Annotated in this window: 15 protein-coding genes; all 15 read right to left on the reverse strand. The window is 63.3% G+C overall.

The genetic code is table 11. From position 1 onward, the window contains the following. Positions 1–1776: an ABC transporter permease subunit gene (locus CEW83_RS03515; protein ID WP_420094097.1), complete on the reverse strand. Its 1776-nt coding sequence runs from the start codon at positions 1774–1776 to the stop codon at positions 1–3. A gap of 71 nt (positions 1777–1847) precedes the next feature. Then, entirely contained in the window at positions 1848–2885 is a 1038-nt protein-coding gene (locus tag CEW83_RS03520; RefSeq protein WP_108948108.1) for a branched-chain amino acid ABC transporter permease, read from the reverse strand. A 268-nt stretch (positions 2886–3153) separates the two neighbouring features. Continuing rightward, positions 3154–4305: an ABC transporter substrate-binding protein gene (locus tag CEW83_RS03525; RefSeq protein WP_108948109.1), complete on the reverse strand. Its 1152-nt coding sequence runs from the start codon at positions 4303–4305 to the stop codon at positions 3154–3156. Positions 4306–4366: 61 nt separating this feature from the next. Next, on the reverse strand, positions 4367–5095 hold the full coding sequence (locus CEW83_RS03530; RefSeq protein ID WP_108948110.1) for an SDR family NAD(P)-dependent oxidoreductase: 729 nt from the start codon (positions 5093–5095) through the stop codon (positions 4367–4369). Between the two features lie 10 nt (positions 5096–5105). Then, positions 5106–5891 carry a cyclase family protein gene (locus CEW83_RS03535; RefSeq protein WP_108948111.1) on the reverse strand — a complete coding sequence of 262 codons (786 nt, stop codon included), beginning with the start codon at positions 5889–5891 and terminating at the stop codon, positions 5106–5108. A 28-nt stretch (positions 5892–5919) separates the two neighbouring features. After that, on the reverse strand, positions 5920–7161 hold the full coding sequence (locus tag CEW83_RS03540; RefSeq protein WP_108948112.1) for an SDR family NAD(P)-dependent oxidoreductase: 1242 nt from the start codon (positions 7159–7161) through the stop codon (positions 5920–5922). Beyond that, complete coding sequence (locus CEW83_RS03545; RefSeq protein WP_234418974.1) at positions 7158–8345, reverse strand: thiolase family protein; 1188 nt, start codon at positions 8343–8345, stop codon at positions 7158–7160. The genes CEW83_RS03540 and CEW83_RS03545 overlap by 4 nt, the downstream gene beginning before the upstream one ends. Beyond that, positions 8342–9976, reverse strand: coding sequence for an AMP-binding protein (locus tag CEW83_RS03550; RefSeq protein WP_108948113.1), 1635 nt, complete (start codon positions 9974–9976; stop codon positions 8342–8344). The genes CEW83_RS03545 and CEW83_RS03550 overlap by 4 nt, the downstream gene beginning before the upstream one ends. 13 nt (positions 9977–9989) lie before the next feature. After that, positions 9990–10472: an aromatic-ring-hydroxylating dioxygenase subunit beta gene (locus tag CEW83_RS03555; protein WP_108948114.1), complete on the reverse strand. Its 483-nt coding sequence runs from the start codon at positions 10470–10472 to the stop codon at positions 9990–9992. A gap of 193 nt (positions 10473–10665) precedes the next feature. After that, on the reverse strand, positions 10666–11991 hold the full coding sequence (locus CEW83_RS03560) for an aromatic ring-hydroxylating dioxygenase subunit alpha (RefSeq protein ID WP_108948115.1): 1326 nt from the start codon (positions 11989–11991) through the stop codon (positions 10666–10668). Positions 11992–12006: 15 nt separating this feature from the next. Beyond that, entirely contained in the window at positions 12007–12975 is a 969-nt protein-coding gene (locus tag CEW83_RS03565; RefSeq protein ID WP_234418975.1) for a PDR/VanB family oxidoreductase, read from the reverse strand. Between the two features lie 50 nt (positions 12976–13025). Beyond that, positions 13026–14639, reverse strand: coding sequence for an indolepyruvate oxidoreductase subunit beta family protein (locus CEW83_RS03570; RefSeq protein ID WP_108948117.1), 1614 nt, complete (start codon positions 14637–14639; stop codon positions 13026–13028). Positions 14640–14653: 14 nt separating this feature from the next. Then, positions 14654–16888 (reverse strand): indolepyruvate ferredoxin oxidoreductase subunit alpha, encoded by a 2235-nt coding sequence (locus CEW83_RS03575; RefSeq protein ID WP_108948118.1) that lies wholly within the window; start codon positions 16886–16888, stop codon positions 14654–14656. Continuing rightward, positions 16881–17231, reverse strand: coding sequence for a hypothetical protein (locus CEW83_RS20975; RefSeq protein ID WP_159099379.1), 351 nt, complete (start codon positions 17229–17231; stop codon positions 16881–16883). The genes CEW83_RS03575 and CEW83_RS20975 overlap by 8 nt, the downstream gene beginning before the upstream one ends. A gap of 142 nt (positions 17232–17373) precedes the next feature. Next, entirely contained in the window at positions 17374–18162 is a 789-nt protein-coding gene (locus CEW83_RS03585; RefSeq protein ID WP_108948120.1) for a cyclase family protein, read from the reverse strand. Positions 18163–18546: the final 384 nt, after the last annotated feature.

Consider the following 18546-nt stretch of genomic DNA (forward strand, 5'->3'; position numbering starts at 1 on the left):
TCACTCCACCCCACCCAGATAGGCTTCAAGCACTGCGGGGTCTTTCTGCACGTCTTCGGGCAGGCCTTCGGCGATCTTCTCGCCAAACTCCATCACCACCACCCGGTCGACCAGGCCCATGACGAAGTCCATGTCGTGTTCGACCAGCAGCGTGGCCATGCCTTCGGCCTTGAGTTTCTTCAGCAGCTCGCCGAGCGCCTGCTTCTCCTTGAAGCGCAGGCCGGCTGCCGGTTCGTCGAGCAGCAGCAGGCAGGGGTCGGAGCACAGCGCGCGGGCGATCTCCATGATGCGCTGCTGACCGAGCGCGAGGCTGCCGGCTTCGTCGAACATGTGGTCCGCGAGGCCCACGCGTTCGATCTGACGCGCGGCTTCGGCCAGCAGGCGGGCCTCTTCCTCGCGGTCCATGCGCCAGGCCGAGCTGATCACGCCCTTGTCGCCGCGCAGGTGCGCGCCGATGGCGACGTTCTCGAGCACGGTCATGGTTGGCAGCAGCTTCACATGCTGAAAGGTGCGGCTCATGCCCATCTGCGCGATCTCGCGCGAGTTGTGGCCGGCCACCGGCTTGCCCATGAACAGCACCTCGCCCGAGGTCGGGGTATCGACGCCCGAGATCTGGTTGAACATCGTGCTCTTGCCCGCACCGTTGGGGCCGATGAGCGCGAGGATCTCGCCTGCGCGCACCTCGAGGCTCATGTTGTTGTTGGCCACCAGCCCGCCAAACTTTCGCGTCACCGCCTTGGCTTCGAGGATGCGCTCGCCCACCTTGGGCAGGGTGCGCCGTGGCAGGGCGACCGCACTGGGGTCGATGGTCTTCTGCTTCGCCTTCACCGGCACGAAGCGGGTGAGGATGGGCCACAGGCCGTCGCGGGCACGCTGCAGCACGAGCACCATCATCAGGCCGAACACGATCACCTCGAAGTTGCCGCTGGCCCCGAAGATGCGCGGCAGCAGATCCTGCAGCCACTGCTTGAGGATGGTGATCACACCGGCCCCGACCAGCGCACCCCACACGTGACCCGCCCCGCCGACCACGGCCATGAACAGGTACTCGATGCCGATGTGCAGCCCGAACGGGGTCGGGTTCACGAAGCGCTGCATGTGCGCATACAGCCAGCCCGAGGCGCAGGCGTGCAGCGCGGCGATGACGAAGATGATCATTCGCGAGCGCGAGGTGTTCACCCCCATCGCTTCGGCCATCACCATGCCGCCCTTCAGGGCGCGGATCGCACGGCCTTCGCGCGAGTCGAGCAGGTTCTGCGTGGTGAGCACGGCCGACAGCAGGAAGGCCCAGATCAGGTAGAAGATCTCCTCGCCCTGATCGAGCTCCCAGCCGAAGATCGAGATCGGCGGGATGCCGGTGAGACCGGTGTGGCCGCCCAGCGTCTCCATGGTGCCGAACAGGAAATACAGCGAGATGCCCCAGGCGATCGTGCCCAGCGGCAGGAAGTGGCCGGAGAGCTTGAGCGTGAGCGAGCCGAGCACGATGGCCACGGTCGCGGTAAATACCAGCCCGACCACCAGCGCCAGCCACGGCGAGCCGCCCAGCCACGACAGCCAGCCCGGCAGTTCGGTCGCGGTGGTGAGCACCCCGGTGGTGTAGGCCCCGAGGCCAACGAAGGCCGCCTGGCCGAAGCTGGTGAGTCCGCCCACGCCGGTGAGCAGCACCAGCCCGAGCGCGACCATCGCGTACAGGCCGATGTAGTTGAGCAGCGTGACGTAGAACGGCGACAGCACCAGCGGCGCCACGAGCAGGATGCCGAGGAAGGCGACCAGCATCACGCGCGGGGACAGGACGGAGGTGGCACTCGCGTTCGCGGGTGTCTGCGGCTCGATTGGGAGACGGGCGGTCATTCTTCTTCCTCCACATGACGGACGGTCAGTGAGCGCCACAGCAGGAAGGGGATGATCAGGGTGAACACGATGACTTCCTTGTAGGTACTGGCCCAGAAGGCTGAAAACGCTTCAATCATCCCGACCAGCAGTGCGCCGAGGGCGGCCACCGGGTAGCTCACCAGCCCACCGATGATCGAGCCGATGAAGCCCTTGAGGCTGATGAGAAAGCCCGAGTCGTAGTAGATGGTGGTGATCGGTGCGATCAGGATGCCGGACAGGGTGCCGATGAAGGCTGCGAGGAAGAAGCTCGCCTTGCCGGCAAAGATCGGGGAGATCCCCATCAGGCGGGCGCCGGCGCGGTTGATCGCAGTGGCACGCAGGGCCTTGCCGTAGATCGTGCGCTCAAAGAACTGATAGAGCGCAATGATCAGGGCAAGCGAGGCGGCGATGACCCACAGCGTCTGGCTGTTGAGGGTGATCGGGCCGAGCGGGAAGCTTGCATCGGTGAAGGGGAGCGTCTTGGCACCGCTCGGTCCGAAGATCAGCAGGCCGATACCCACCATCGCCACATGGACCGCGATCGACACGATCAGCAGCACCAGCACTGGCGCATTGGCGACCGGTTGATAGAACAGGCGATAGAACAGCGGGCCCAGCGGCACGATGAGCGCGAAGGTCAGCACGGCCTGAATCGCCATCGGCAGTGTTGCCAGTGGCAGCTGGTAAAGCACCAGCGCAAGCGCGAATGGGTAGGCGAGCTTGAGAAAGCCGAGTATGTCGATACTGAATCGCCCCTGGCTGCGAAACCGGTGCAGGATATCAAGCGTCGCTTCGACCACCGCCATGCCGGCCAGCAGCCAGACGACTGCTGTCGCCTGACCGGCCTGGATTGCGGCCATGGTCAGCGCGCCGAAGGCGACGAACTCGCCCTGCGGTATGAACAGCACACGGGTCACCGTGAATACCAGCAGGATGGATAGCGCCAGCAGCGCATAGATTGCGCCATTGGTCACCCCGTCCTGCCCGAGGAACATTGCGATCTGAAAATTCATGATGCGTCCTGATGTCGGGGGCCGCCGTCGTGCGTCGAGGCATGACGTTCGGCAGGGCAGCGCGTTTGGCGCCATGTATCCCGGTGTGACTGGAAACGCGGGATGAGCGATTCCACCCGACACACGGGCGACGCAGGGATCATCCTGCAGCCGCCCGGCTGGCCCGGGATCTCAGGGCTTCGAGACCACCGGATGGTGGCCGCTCTGCCTCGTTGCCGCGACGTCCGGAGACGTGCGGCCTGTCAACAATGTTGCTGGGGCGTCCGGCTTACTTGAGCAGGGTCCAGTTGCCTTCCTTCACCGTGATCATCACCCGGCCGCGATCGTCGAAGCCGCTGTGGTCGGCGGGGCTCATGTTGTACACGCCCTGGGTGCCGACCAGTTCCTTGGTCTGCTCCAGCGCGTCACGCAGTGCCGAGCGGAACTCCGGCGTACCCGGCTTGCCCTTGAGTGCGGCAAGCGGAATCGCCTGCTTCAGCAGCAGACCGGCGTCGTAGACGTTGGCGCCGAAGGTGGCCGGCTTATTGCCATGCATCTTCTCGTAGGCCGCAATGTAGTCGGCAGCGACTTTCTTCGATGGGTTGCTGTCGGCGATCTCGGGCAGCACCAGCATCAGGCTCGCAGCGAGGATGGTGCCTTCGACCTTCTTGCCACCGAGCTTGAGGAAGTCGGGCAGCGCGGCACCGTGAGTCTGGTACATCTGGCCCTTGTAGCCCATGTCGAACAGGGTGGTTTGCGGCAGCACCGAGGGGCCGCCCGGCGCGGTGACGAGTACTGCATCGGGCTTGGCGCCGAGAATCTTCAATGCCTGTCCGGTGACGGAACTGTCGGAGCGCTGAAACTTCTCGCTGGCAACGATCTTGATGCCGTTGGCTTCAGCAAGGCCACCCATGACCTTTTCCCAGTTTTCGCCATAGGGGTCTGCCGTGCCAATCAGTCCAAGCGTCTTCACGCCGGCCTTCACCATGTGTTCGGTCAGCGCCTTGGCGATGATGTCGTCGTTCTGAGTGGTCTTGAACACCCACTTCTTCTGTTCATTCATCGGCAGCACGACGGCAGCCGTACCTACCGGCGCAAGCATCGGAACACCGGCTTCGGCGACGAACTGAATGGCGCCCATTGCGTTGGGCGAGCCCGAGGGTCCGATGATGGCGTCGACCTTGTCTTCGCTCAGCAGCTTCTTGACTGCCTTCACCGACGCCGTGGAGTCGGATGCGTCGTCGAGCGCAATGTATTCGACGGTGAGATCACCGACCTTGGTCGGCAGCAGCGGTACGCTGTTCTTCTGCGGGATGCCGACCAGTGCGGTCGGGCCGGTAGCGGACGAAATGACGCCAACCTTGACCTGTGCGAGCGCGCTGCCGGCAAAGGTGGCAAGGCTTGCAAGTGCGATGGCAGCGGGGATTTTCTTCAACATCATGGCGGTTTTCTCCGTGGGTGGGGCGTACTGCGGATGAAGGATTATTTGAATGCTGCGTGGTTCAGATGGTGATGCTTCCTACACTTGCGCCGCCGCAGACGTACAGCGTCTGCCCGGTGACGAAACTGTTATCCGGATCGGCGAAGAACATCACCGCGCGGGTGACATCGTCTGCGCGGCCAACGCGGCGGACCGGAATGCTGGCCGCCAGCGCCTTGTCACGCTCGCTGCCGGCTTCGATGACCGCGTAGTACATGTCGGTCTGGATCGGACCGGGCGCGACGACGTTGACCGTGATGCCCTTGGGCGCGAGTTCCAGCGCCCAGGTCCGGGCCATGCCGATCATGCCGGCCTTGGTTGCGGAGTAGGCGGTACGCGTCGGCAGTCCGAGTGCGCCGCGTGAGGACATCAGAACAACGCGTCCGAACTGGCGCGCTTCCATGCCGGGCAGCACTGCCTGCATCAGGCTGATGGCGGCGCCGAGGTGAATCTGGGTGAGGCCCTGCAACTCGTCGAGCTTCACCTCGCCCAGCAGCTTGGGCCAGATCACGCCGGCGTTGTGGATCAAGTGGCTGACCGGGTAGTTCGCTGCAATCTCCTGCGCAGCCTGCTCGGTGGCGGTGGCGTCGAGCAGATCGACCTGCACCGTGGTGAGGCGCGGGTGCGTCCACTCTGGTGCGCGACGTGCCATCGACACGACCTGATACCCATCGTCGAGCATGCGCTTGCAGATGTCGGCGCCAATGCCTGCACTGCCACCAGTGACGACTGCGATCCTGTCTTCGTTCATGATCCGGCCCTCACGCGCTCGGTGCCAGCGCCAGCACCCGCAGCGGGCTGCCGGAACCGTTACGGATCTTGAGCGGGGCGGCAAAAATCAGTGTGCCCTGGGGCGGGAGCTGGTCGAGGTTGGTGAGGCATTGCAGCCCGTAGCGGTTATTGCCGTGCATGTAGTAGTGGCAGGGATAGGGCGGATTGAGGTGATGGGCCTGGCCGGCGTCGGTGCCGACAGATTCGGTACCAAAGCCATGCACGTTTCGTTCCCGGATGAGCCATGGCACCACTTCGGCGTCGGGGCCGGGCGAATGCGCACCATCTTCAGCCATGTTCAGGTATTCCCTGGGCGTGGTGCGCTTGGACCAGTCGGTGCGAAGCAGCACCCAGGCACGCTCCGGAATCCGGCCGTGCTTTTCTTCCCAGGCCTTGACGAAGTCGATGGTGAGCAGGAAGTCCGGGTTCTCGGCGCTCTCGGCCGAGACGTCGATCACGCAGGCGGTGGCAATGAAGTTCTCGGTTGGAATCGAATCGACCGTGTTGTCAGGCTGATCCTTGCCGCTGACCCAGTGTGCGGGCGCATCGAAGTGGGTGCCGGTGTGCTCGGACATGGAGAAGTTGTTCCAGTACCAGGCCGGACCGCGCTCGTCGTAGCGCGAGATCTCCTCGATGCGGAACGGCCAGGCCTGCCCAAACTCTGGCGGCAGCACGATGGTGGGGAAATCGGGCGCGAGCGTCTGCGTAAGGTCGACCAGTTTCAGCCGGCCGCTCAGCAACTCGTTCATGAACTGGGCGAGGATGGGGTTGCTCATTCTGTGTGCTCCTTGGGGGCTGGGGCGCTTACTGGCCGAGTTCTCGTTCGACGGCCTTGTAGTTCTCGCGCAGGCGTTCGCGGATTTCTTCCGCAATATCGCCGACGTAGGCATCCTCGATGCCGTCCTGCAGGCCCTTGACGATGGCCTTGGCGATGGCAGCCGGCGCGAGCTTGGGCGGGGGCGTGAGCTGTTCCCATTCCTCGTCGATCGGGCCAGGAAAAACGTTGAGCACGCGCACGCCGGCACCGCTCAGTTCGGCACGCAGGGTCTGCGCTGCCGACAGCGCCGCAGCCATCGAGGCTGACCAAGCACCCCGTGCGGGAAGTGCGGCAAAAGCATGGATGGAGAGAATATTGACCCAGGCCACGGCGTTGTTGGTGCCGTCTGCCGCGCGGAAGCACATGCCGGGGCCGAAGGCCTGGGCGAGTCGCATCAGGCCGAGCACGTTTACCTCCATCGCATCGCGGGCGAGGATCACATCCTTGCGTCCGAGGATGCCGCCGTCGCGCAGGTAGGACGCGGTATTCACTAGGATCTCGACCTTGCCGCCGATCGAGGCCGCGAGGCGGTCGACCGAGTCGGTGTCCGTGACGTCGATATCGACCACCTGCACACGCGGATCGGTGGCGAGCTTGTCGAAGGCCGCATTTGCTTTCCAGCTCGTCGGGTCGCCGAGGAAGACCGCGTTGGCGCCGGCATCGAGCATGGCCTTTGCAACCGCCAGACCCATGGCCGATTTGCCGTCAGTGACGAGTACGCGGCGAAACTTCGGGTCGCAGGTGGATTCGCGCATCTGCGGGGCATCGTTCATGTTCGGAGTGTCCTTTTCAGGAAGCGCATGGAGTACGGCCTGACCGCTGCGGTCGAGCTTGAGCGTGAGACGCACTGGGCCGTCGGCGACACAGTCTTCATGAACGTGGGCGACCACGACCGGACCGGCGGCCATCTTCACCGTGCCGACGCGCCACGGCAGGCGCTCGCGAAAATACAGGTCGTTGCTGTGACGCAGCGTGGTGGTGGCGATCAGTTCGCCGCGGTTATCCACCGGCTTCCACTGCAGGTGCTCTGACAGGCAGTTGCAGCAGACCTCGCGTGCGGGGTACTGAACGGTGTTGCACTCGGCACACACCTGCAGTTCGAAACTGCCCTCGGCGGCCGCACGGGTGAGCCCTTGCGCGCTGCGGCTGCGTGGCGCGGGCGGGCGCGTGGCCAGACGGGTGCGTTCGACCGGATTCTTCTTTTTCGGTTTGACGAGAGGCGCGGTCATGCGGCAGTTCCTCGTTCGAGCAGCGCTGCGCCGGAGCACAGGCCGCGGTCGTAGTTGATCATGCCGAATCCCGACACCAGTCCGAGCTTCGCGCCCTCCACCTGGGTCTTTCCGGCACTGCCGGTGAGCTGGCGCAAGGCCTGCACGAAGCCGAGGTAGCCGCCTGCCGCGCCGGCCTGACCGACCGAGAGCTGACCGCCCGAGGTGTTGAAGGGAAAGTCGCCGTCGATGGTGAAGCTGTGCTTGCGAACGAATGTCGAGGCTTCGCCCTTGGCGCAGAATCCGAGATCCTCGAACTGCATCATGTTGATCACCGGGTAATCGTCGTAGGTTTCGAGGAAGTCGACATCTTCCGGTGCGGCGCCTGCATGTTCGTACAGCGCGTCCTTGTCCATCGCCCAGCCGCCACGGAACTGGATCGGATCTTCCGGGAAGGCGTTGTGGCGTTCGATGGTGGAGCGGATGCGCACGAAGGGCAGCTTGAGCGCCTTGGCGCGTTCTTCGGTCATCACCAGATAGCCTTCGGCGCCGGCACACGGCATGACGCAGTCGAAGAGGTGGATCGGGTCGGTGATCGGACGGGCGTCGATGTACTGGGCCAGGGTCAGCGGCTTCTTCATCAATGCGTGCGGGTTCTTCAGCGCGTTGTCGCGCTGCGCAACGCAGAGCTTGCCAAAGTCTTCGCGCGTGGCGCCGTAGTGCTTCATGTAGTAATCGGTCAGCAGCGCGAAGCTCGCGTTGGGGCCACCCGCACCATAGGGATAGACCGCGTCCTGGGCGAAGCGGGAGAACTGGCTGACCGTGTTGCGGAAGGAGTCCACCTGGTTGGTGTCGCCGGCAATACAGGCGATCACTTCTGCGTCACCGGCCTGTACCGCACGGGCGGCACGGCGCAGCGCGATGACACCGGAGGCGCCACCCATCGGGATGTGGTCGAGCCAGCGCGGACTCATGCCGAGGTGCTGCATCAGTCCGACTGCGGTGTCCGGGCCGAGGGTGAAGCTGGACACGCACACGCCGTCGACGTCGGCCTTGGCGATGCCGGCGCCGCGAATCAGTTCGCCGAGTGCGCGCCCCAGCCACCAGTGCGCGCTGTGCGTGGAGTAGCGGACGTAGGGGATGGTCGCCGGCATTACGGCAACCACGCCTTCGTAGCCGAGTCGCTTGTGGGCAGCGGCGCTCACTTGTGATCTCCCTGCCGTTTCTTCATCGCGCAGGTGTTCACGCAGCTCGTGTGCTCGACCAGGGTCGGGGCGAGCGCCTTGAGTTCGCCGCGCTGGATCTTGTTGGTGGTGGTCAGCGGCAAGGCATCGACGAAGGCGACGTAGCCCGGTGCCTTGTAGTAGGCGAGTTGCGACAGGGCCCAGTTCACCAGCTCGACTGCAGCGGACTCCATGCCTGCCCGATCTGCCGGCACCTCTTCGGCCACAACCAGGGCCATCACTTCGTCACCGCGCACCGGATCGGGCACGGCGGCGACGGCGACCGATTTGACCAGTGCGTGCTGTTGCAGAACGCTTTCCACTTCGACTGCAGCGATGTTTTCGCCGCTGCGGCGGATCACGTTCTTCTTGCGATCGACGAAGTGCAGGTAGCCCTCTGCGTCGCGGCGGACGATGTCGCCGGTGTGAAACCAGCCGCCTGCCCAGGCCTCATCGGTGGCCGCCTCGTCCTTGAGGTAGCCGGCGAGAAAGCCGTAGCGGGGATCGTCGCCCGCGTGGCGTACCAGCAGTTCGCCCTGTTCGTCGACGCCTGCGTCGCGTCCGTCGTCGGTGACGAGGCGCACCAGAACATCGGCTTCCTCCTTGCCGAAGCAGGAGGTGCCGATGTGGCGCGGCTCCTTGTTGGCGATGATGACGGCACCAGCGCCGGTTTCGGTCATCGCCCAGGCTTCGAGCAGGGGAAAGCCGAAGCGTTCTTCGAAGATGCCGTGCAGACTGCGGTCGACGCCTGCACCGAAACCGAAGCGCACCGAGTGGTCGCGGTCAGCCGGGCTGGCTTCAGCCTTCATCAGCATGGCTGGCATGACGCCGAGGTAGTGCACCACCGTGGCGCGGGATTCGCGCACGCTGTCCCACCAGCTGCGGGGGTGGAAACGGTCGAGCGGGATCAGGCAGCCGCCGGTCATGATCATGGCCATTGCCGAGTAGGCCATGGCGTTCATGTGCACCAGCGGCAGCGGCGTGATCATGCGTTCCTTGCCGGGCTCCAGGGTGGCGAGGCCGCCGATGTTGGCGTACCAGTTGCCTGCGTGCAAAAAGTAGCGGTTGGGCAGGATGCAGCCCTTGGGGCGGCCGGTAGTGCCCGAGGTGTACAGCAGGGCAGCTTCGCTGAGCTCATGCGGCTCGGTGTCTGCCTGCGGCGCCGGGAAGGCGGCCTCGGGCGGCGTATCGCGTTCGCCCATGACCTGGAAGGGGCGGCCGGCACGGTCTGCGGCTGCGAGCAGATCGGCGTGGCGTTGGGGCAGGGCGATGGCGAGCGCGATCTCGGAGTGGCCGATGAGGTATTCGAGTTCGGCTGCGCGCATGTCCGGGTTGATCGGGACCACGGATACGCCGAGTCCGTTGAGGGCGAACCAGTGGAGGAAGAAGGCGGGGCGGTTCTCAAGCAGGATGCCGACGCGATGGCCATGGCCGTAGCCAGCTGCGGCGTAAGCGGCGCGCAGGGTTTCGATGCGTTCGGCGGCTTCGGCGTAGCGCAATTCGCCTGCGGTGATGCCGTAGATCTCGGCGGTTTCGGGCAGGACGCAGAGGAAGGGGCGCTTTGCCCAGCGCGCAGCGGCGAGGGCGAAGGCTTGATGAACGGTTATGGCCAAGTCGTGCTCCCGCTTACATGAAGAGTTGAATATTGCCGAAGGCGGCGTCGCAGTTCACCAGGTCGATGCGCTTGAGGCGAATCCTGAGTTTGCCTTCGACTTCAACGAGGTGATGCGTGCTCCAGCCGGCGTAGATGACCTGCTTGTCGAGGCGGGTTTCGGTGTAGTGAAAGGCGGTACGCACGATGTGTTCGCCCGTTGCCGGGTTTGATGATTCGATGCTCGGGGCTTGCAGCAAGTGGTGGCAGCGGCTTTTGGGTTGTTGCGAGAAGGTGCGCTGGCCGGAGAGACGTTCGATGCGGACGCGGAGCAGGAGTTTGTCTTCATACATCAGTGAGGTATGAAGTTTGGGGTCTTGCTGGTCGTGCGCGAGCGGCATCCAGTAGTAGGCGTCTTCGGTGAACAGGGTGAGCCAGTCTTCGAAGCGCTGTTCGTCGAGCATGCGGGCTTCGGCATAGACGAAGTCGATGAGGTTTCTTTCGGTGATGGCAGTCATGGCTTGATCCTTGTTCGGGTGTTGCTGGCAGTTCGCCGATGCTGGTCAAAGGTTCGTGCCGCCGGTCGGGATGAACGGGATATTTGCTCTGCAGGGCTGTGGAACTCGCCCTTCGGGCTCGGACAGTCCTCGCCCTGCGCCGCAAACATCCCATTCATCCCTTGGCCTCGGTGGCATCTCTTCCTTTTTGTCCTTACATGCTTTCCGTCATGAACTGGGCCCATGCCCGCATCTGTTGCCGCATCTGCATTTCGTTGGTGCCGTTGGTGACGACGTTTTTCTGCTCTTTCTCCGCAGGGTCGTAGAGGCGGGCGATATTGATCCAGTCGCGTCCGCGCGAGTGAAGGCCTTCCTGCGCGCGTTCGTACATCTCCAGATCATCGTGGCCGACCACCGAGGTGGGGGCGTTGATCAGTCGGTTGTACATGGTCGTGCGCTCGAGCAGCAGGTCTGGCGCGCCGACGAGGCGGAAGGTCCACGATTCGACCAGGGTCTTGTCTGCGGCGATGGGCTTGAACAGGCGCAGGGTCTGGATCGGGCCCTTGACCATGATGTTGGGGAAATACACCGTGTTGTGACGGGTGTCGCCGAGAATCTGGTGGGCGCGTTCCTCACCATAAGCGGCGACCATCTGATCCCAGTATCCGGGCACGGCGGAGTAGGCGGCGTGGATGGAGTCGGACACGCCGGTGTGGCCGTGACCGTTTTCCCATACGCGGATGCCCATGTTCTCGAAGAACTCGTAGGGCGACATGAAGGGGGCGAAGAGCTCGACGGCCATCGGTTTTGGCGTGCCTTCGGGAGCCTCATTCCAGACTTTTACTGCGGTACCTGCGGAGGACTCGTGCGCGACCATCGGATGGCAGGTGTCAGTCTGGTTGTCGACCAGCATCTTCCAGTTGCAGTTGTGCATGTAACGCAGCACGCCACCAGCGACCTCGAGTTTGCCTTCGGGTGATCGGTCGACCATGTTGTCGAGGGTCGATAGCGACTCGCCGAAGAATTCTTCGAAGCTCGGGCCGCCGGGGTTGAGGCGGCAGAAGACGAAGTCACGATAGACCTTGACGTTGGGTACGACGGCCATGCCGTGGCTGGCTTCGCAGGATTCGAAACCGGTGTTCTCGTACCCTTTCTTCAGGGGGATGGCGAGCAGGCTGCCATCGGTCTTGAAGGTCCAGGCGTGGTAGGGGCAACGGAAAAACTTCCCGGTGTTGCCGCAGACTTCGCCGGCAACTTTCACGCCCTTGTGCGGGCAGCGGTTGTAGAGCACGCGCACGCTGTTGTCGCTGTGGCGCACCATCACCACGTCTTCGGTGCCGACGGTGGTGGTGTAGTAATCACCCTTGTTCGGTACCTGGCTGGCGTGGCCGACATAGACCCAGGTGTTTGCGAACAGGTGTTCCATCTCCAGTTCGAAGACTTCCTGGTCGATGTAGGCGTCCTTGTGCACCTCGGTGTCGCGCACGAGTGCATTGATGGCGTCTGGGTTGCCGCGGTACTTGCCGGTTGCGGTGCTCATTGCAGTGCCCTCAGGTCAGAGATCGAGCACCAGGCGGGGCGACTTCGCCCGCGAGATGCAGATCTGGATCAGTTTTCCGCCCGCCTTCTCGGCGTCGGACAGGAAGTAGTCGCGATGGTCAGGCTCGCCCTCGAGCACCGTTGCGGTGCACACGCCGCATTCGCCACGCTTGCAGTCATACATCGGATCGCAGCCGGCTTCTTCCATGACTTCGACGATTGTTTTGTCGGCCGGGATGGTGAGAATTTGTCCGCTCTGGCTCAGTTCGACTTCGAATGGCGTGTCGCCTGCGACCGGTGCAGCGGTGGTGAAGAGTTCGAAGTGCACCTTGCACGCGGGCCAGCCACGCGCTTTGGCACCCTCGATTACCGCGTCGATCATGCCCTTGGGGCCGCAAACGTAGAGGTGCTGCGAGGTGGACAGCGCGTCGAGCAGCGTGCCGATGTCGAGGCGGGTCACAGCGTCGTCGTCAGCGTGCAGGTGCAGTGCAGGGCCGGCGAGTGCTGCGAGTTCGTCCCTGAAGGCAAGCTGATCCAGACTGCGTCCGCTGTAGTGCATCGACCAGGGGCGACCCGCCGCTTTCAGTGCGCTAGCCATTGCAGCGATCGGGGTGATGCCGATGCCGCCTGCAATCAGAACAGTTTCGGATTCGCCGGCTTCGGTTGCATGCAGGGGGAAATCGTTTTTTGGGCCGCTCACCTTGAGCGTGTCGCCAGCGGTGAGGGCGTGCATGAAGCGGGAACCACCGCTGCTTTCGGCTTCGAGACGAACACCGAGGCGGTAGGCTTGTGGGGCGTCGAAAGTGTCAGTTTCAGCCGAGAACGTGACGAGTGAGTAACAACGCGCATCTGCAAGACCGGGGACCTTCACCTGCAGGTGGGCACCGGGGGAGAACGGAGGGAGGGATTTCCCCTCCGGTGCCCGCAGGTAAAGGCTGCGGATCAACGGCGTTTCGGTCCGTATCTCGCTGATTGTGAGTTCCATTTCCTGCATATGCGTGTCGTCCTCTCTCGTCTCTTTCCGTCTGTCGCGGATCAGGCTGCCTGGCGGCTGAACATTGCGTTGGCTGGCTGCGTCATGTTGCTCGCACCTGCGCCGAGCAGCAGGCCAAGTTGCGTTTCAAGTTGTCGGCCTTCTTCGTCTGCCATCGCTGCCTTGAGCAGTTTCTGCAAGGTCGCTGCACCGTCTTTCTGTCCCACAAGCTTGTCCGCCGCGTTCATCAGGCTGGCAAAGCGCTTGTCACCACGGTCATGCGTACCACTGTAGCCCTTGACGATGCGGCGGCAGTGCAGCACTTCGACCGCAAGCGCATAGTTGCCATTGCCCGCGAGGCGCACGACGCGGTCGAGCCATTCCCTGATCTGCGCTGTCTCGATCTGATGGCGCAGCAGGCTGCGGCGGAAACGGCGCATGCCGGACACGGCATAGAGGGCCAGGAACCAGGTCAGGGTGCCCGTCTTCACGCGCCGGCCCTTTTCCATGCGTCGCTTGACGAAGCCGCCGAAACCTTTTGATTGTTCGAGCCAGCGCCCGAGTCCAGTGGGCAAGGTGCCACAGATCTCTTCCAGACGCGGGTGCATGTATTCGGTGGTGTAGACCAGTTGATCGGAATTGGCGCCCACCTCCTGACGCACGCGTTCGAAGCGGCTGCCGCGGGTCTTGAGGTCGGCGACGCGGATCACGTCGTCGTAGCTCATGGCGACTGCAAGCCGGTGGGCTGCAGCGTTCGTCAGAGCCCAGTCATGCGCTTCGCCGCCGTGGCGCGCATCGAGGGCATGCAGTTCGGTGCATTTCTGCAGATACTCGGCGGCGTAGTCGATGTCCTGATAATCGATCAGGCGGCGCAGGCCGGCGACCAGCATGCCGTGTGCTTCGGCCGGAAAGCCGGCTTTCACTTTGGACAGCAGGGCCTGCACCTCGGGGTTCGCCGCGCGCTCGGGTACGTCTGGTGCGGGGCGCGAGGTATCGATTGCAGCCGGTGTCGAGGGCGCCTTCTGTGCCGCATCGAAACCGAGCGCGAAGGCGCGCAGGCTGGCCTCGACACCCTTGCCGCCGTGGCGCACCGTTTCCTCGAAGGCTTCGCGTGCAAAGGGCAGGGCACCGGAGCCGGCGATGGCGCCGAACAGGCTCGCGGAGATCACGCTGCCGGCCCTCTCTGCCATCTCCTGCAGGTCGAAGCACATCAGACGCTTTGCCGATTCGCGGCCGGCGTCGATCACCTTGTTCGGGTCGGCGATGCCGTTGCCGAGCGCAGCCTTCTCACCGACGGCATAGCTGCGGTGGCTTGAGGTGATCAGGGTGGTGCGGTCGGGTGTCACCAGGCCGCGCTGCATGGCGCGACCGGCTTCCATCAGCTCGGCTGCGACCACGAGGTCGAGGTCGCCGGGTGTCGGCATCATCGCCAGCGTGGGCGGCTTGCCGGCAGCATGGGCCGTGCTTTCGGGGATCAGTTCAAGGTAATAGATGGTGGCGCCGGTGCGCTGGGCCACGCCGGGAACCGAGGTGGTCTGTGCCCACCAGCCGGCATTCTCGGCCATCTCGACGATCCAGTCGGCGAGCACGCCGCCGCCCTGGCCGCCCATGGCGAGGATGGCGATCTTGATCGGGGTGCCGGAGTGAAGAACGATGTCTGTCTTGGCTGTATTCATGGCGATCTCTTTCCTCACAGCGCGAAGCGCGTCTGGCGGGCCGCACGGCGGCGTTGCAGGAAGCCGATGACGGCTGAACGGAGCTTGCCGAGAAAGCGGTCGGTGCCGGTCGGGTTGTGGATGATGTCTGCGCGATAGAAGGACGGACACAGCACCGCCGCTTCAGCCACCTCACCGCAGTTTCCGCAGCCAACACAGCTGTTGTCGACATGCGCCACGGGGTCTTCCTTCAGCGGATCGCCGCTGTCCTTGACCGACAGCGAGGGGCAGCCCGAGAGCCGGATACAGGCATGGTCGCCGGTGCACACGTCGGGATCGACGCCGAAACGCTCCTTCACCATGCGCTTGCCTTCCTTGACCGCCTTGTTGAACAGGGGCTTGATCCGGCGCTGCTTGTTCAGCATGCATTCGGACTGAGCGATGATGACCTTGGGGCCGTCAGTGGTCGTGGTGAGTGCTTCTTCGAGCGTGTCGCGCATCCTGGCGACGTCGTAGGTGCGGTCGATGGTGCGGATCCACTTCACGCCGGCGCCTCGGATCGCGTTTTCGATCGGGTTCTTCGTGGCGCGGTCGGCGTTCTCCGCGCGGGACGACAGGATGTCCTGGCCACCGGTTGCGGACGAGTAGTAGTTATCGACGATGACGATCACGCCGTCGTTCTTGTTGAACACCGCGTTGCCGATGCCCGAGGTCAGACCGTTGTGCCAGAAGCCGCCATCGCCCATCACCGAAATCGAACGCTTGCCGGTCTTGGTGTTGAAGGCCGAGCTCGACGCTGCGCCAAGGCCGTAACCCATCGTGGTCGCGCCCAGATTGAACGGCGGCAGGATGGAGAACAGATGACATCCGATATCGCACGACACGTGATGCTGACCGAGATCCGCCTCGGCGAGCTTCATCGCGGCAAAGATCGGGCGTTCGGGGCAGCCGGTACAGAAACCAGCGGGCCGCGCCGGCACCACGTCTGCCAGATCCTTTACCTTTGGATGAAAGGTCATCGGCACCGCCGCCGGACGGGGGGCGGGTGGCGTGGATGCTGCAGTCAGGGCTTCGAGGTCGGCGGCCAGTGAGGCTTCGCCGGCCGCGTCGGCTGCAACCGCGACGTGAGTCGCAAGGGCGTCGGGCTGTTGGGCCTTGAGAAAGGCCTCGATGCCGTTCTTCATCGCTGCCGTGGTGTACTCACCCGCCATCGGCAGTACATCCTTGCCTGACAGATGGGTGGAGACGCCGGCCTTGCGCAGGATGGAATGCAGGTTCTGCTCGATGTAATCGGGCTGGCCTTCTTCCAGCAGCAGCACGGCGCGGCGGCCTTCGCAGAACTGGATGACCTCTTCGTCGATGACCGGGTAGGTCACGTTCATGACGTACATCGGGATGCGGCTGTTACCGAAACTGTCAGCCAGGCCGAGAAGCTGCAGCGCGCGCATCACGCCGTTGTACAGGCCGCCCTGCAGGATCAGCCCGATCTCGTTGAAGTCACCGTCGAAGAACTCGTTGAGTTTATTGTCGCGGATGAACTTCACTGCGGCTGGCCAGCGCTGCTGGATCTTCTCGTGCTCGTGGCCGAAGGAGGCGGGCGGCAGCACGATGCGACTGGTGTCGCGCACCGGGTTTTCCAGCGCCTGCTTCAACGTGTAGCGCGGACGCTTGTTTTCCTTGGTGATGAAGCGGCCATGTACGTGGCAGGAGCGGATACGGACCTGCAGCATGACCGGGGTGTTGCTGGCCTCGGACAGCTCGAAACCGTCTTCCACCGACTTGACGATGGATTCGAGGTTGGGGCGCGGATCGAGCAGCCACATCTGCGACTTCATCGCGAACGCGTGCGAGCGTTCCTGCATGATCGAGGACCCTTCGCCGTAGTCCTCGCCGATGATGATCAGTGCGCCGCCGGTTACGCCGCCGGAGGCGAGGTTGGCAAGTGCGTCAGAGGCGACGTTGGTGCCGACCGTAGACTTCCAGGTCACCGCGCCACGGATCGGGTACATCACCGAGGCCGCAAGCATTGCAGCTGCGGTGGCTTCGGAGGCGCTGGTCTCGAAATGGACGTCGAGCTCTTCGAGGATCTCGTTGGCGTCAGCCAGCACATCCATCAGATGCGAGATCGGCGAGCCCTGGTAGCCGCCGACATAGCCGACACCCGCCTGCAACAAACCCTTGGTGATGGCGAGAATCCCTTCGCCGCGAAACTCTTCGCCCGCGGGGATGCGCAGTTGCTGTACTTCCTTCTTGAAGGAACGCTCAGCCATGCTGCACCTCGCGGCGATGGGCTGAGTGAATGGTGTTGCCGCACTTCAGCGCGGTCTTCGCTGCATTTCTCTGTCTGGGGCTGGCCATGATCTTTCTCCTCGGATTCCCTGAATCCACGGGCGCGGCGATGTTGCCGCGCAATATCGTGGATGCAGGAATCACGTTGTTGGTAACTACTTTAGGAATGAACATTTCCTTTGTCAATGGAAATGATGAAATTTCATGGAAGTTGGAAAATACCATGAAAAAACAGTGTGATACGAAAAACAACTTGGTGCGGCAATGCACCATAAAGGTGCTGGCATGAAAGCCTTTCCGCGCTTGGCATTCGGTTTGATCCATGTTGCAGGTGCAGCAATTCGGCTCATTCCATGCACCGGAATGGGGCAAAAAAGCGCCCGGTCACATCAGATGTGCCGGGCGATCAACCGAACGATGGGCCGGGAATAACACTTTTCCCGGCTGCAGGCATCCGGGGCAGGGATCAGTTGGGTTCGACGAGGGCCAGGACCCGCAGCGGGCTGCCGGAACCGTTGCGGATCTTCAGCGGTGCAGCGAGGATCAATGCACCCTGGGGCGGCAACTGGTCGAGGTTTGTCAGGCACTGAAGGCCGTAGCGGTTGTTGCCATGCATGAAGTAGTGGCAGGGGTAAGGGGTGTCCCATGCGTACGACTGGCCCGCATCCGTATTGATCGATTCGACACCGAAGCCCACGACATTGCGCGCTTCGATCAGCCACTTGACGGTGCCTTCTGCTGGCCCGGGAGTGTGGGCGCCGTCTTCCTTCATGTTCACGTACGCTTCAGGCATTTCGCGCTTCGACCAGTCGGTACGAAGCAGAACCCAGTTGTGTTCCGGGATCCGGCCATGTTTAGCTTCCCATGCCTCAAGAAACTCGATGGTCAGGACAAAGTCGGGGTTCTCGGCAACTTCCTTGCTGCAGTCGATCACGCAGGCCTGGGCCATGAAGTGCTCGGCGGGAATCGTATCGACCGTGTTCTGTTCGTAGTCCTTGCCAGAGATCCAGTGAGCAGGTGCATCGAAGTGGGTGCCGGTGTGCTCCGAACATGAGAAGTTGTTCCAGTACCACGCCGGGCCACGTTCGTCGTAGTGCGAGATTTCCTCGATCTTGAACGGCCACGGCTGGTTGAACTGGGGCGGCAACTGCAAGGCGGGAAACTCGGGCGACAGGGTCTGGGTGAGATCGACCACGCGAATCCGTCCGCTGAGCAAATCCCCGGCAAACCGGGCCAGGGTGCTGTTCATTGTCATCTGGAGCTCCTGATGGAAAATTTGGGGGGATGCGACCACAAAAGGATGGACGTTGCCGGACTCGACCGAAATCCGAAAAGCGCATCCGGCTATCCGGTTTGCGCATGCGCTGACGACCTGCGCGGCGATCAGAGGATTTTCGTCCTGTAACGCTGGCGCTGTAAGGGCGTCACAAGGACGGGAAGAGCGAGAGGAGAAGTGCACTCCCAAACGGACGCACACCGCAAGCGTCAGGGCATGGAACAGTGCAACGCCTCTCCCGTGTGCGCTGATCGGTGCCCTCGACGGACGAACCCCGGCCCACGCTGGACTGCACTGGTCGGTTTTCGTTTTCTGCGCTTACGGGATAAGGCGTGTCCGCAATGGAGCGCGTGGTGTGGGTGT

Source organism: Parazoarcus communis (assembly GCF_003111645.1).
Classification (GTDB): Bacteria; Pseudomonadota; Gammaproteobacteria; order Burkholderiales; family Rhodocyclaceae; genus Parazoarcus; species Parazoarcus communis_A.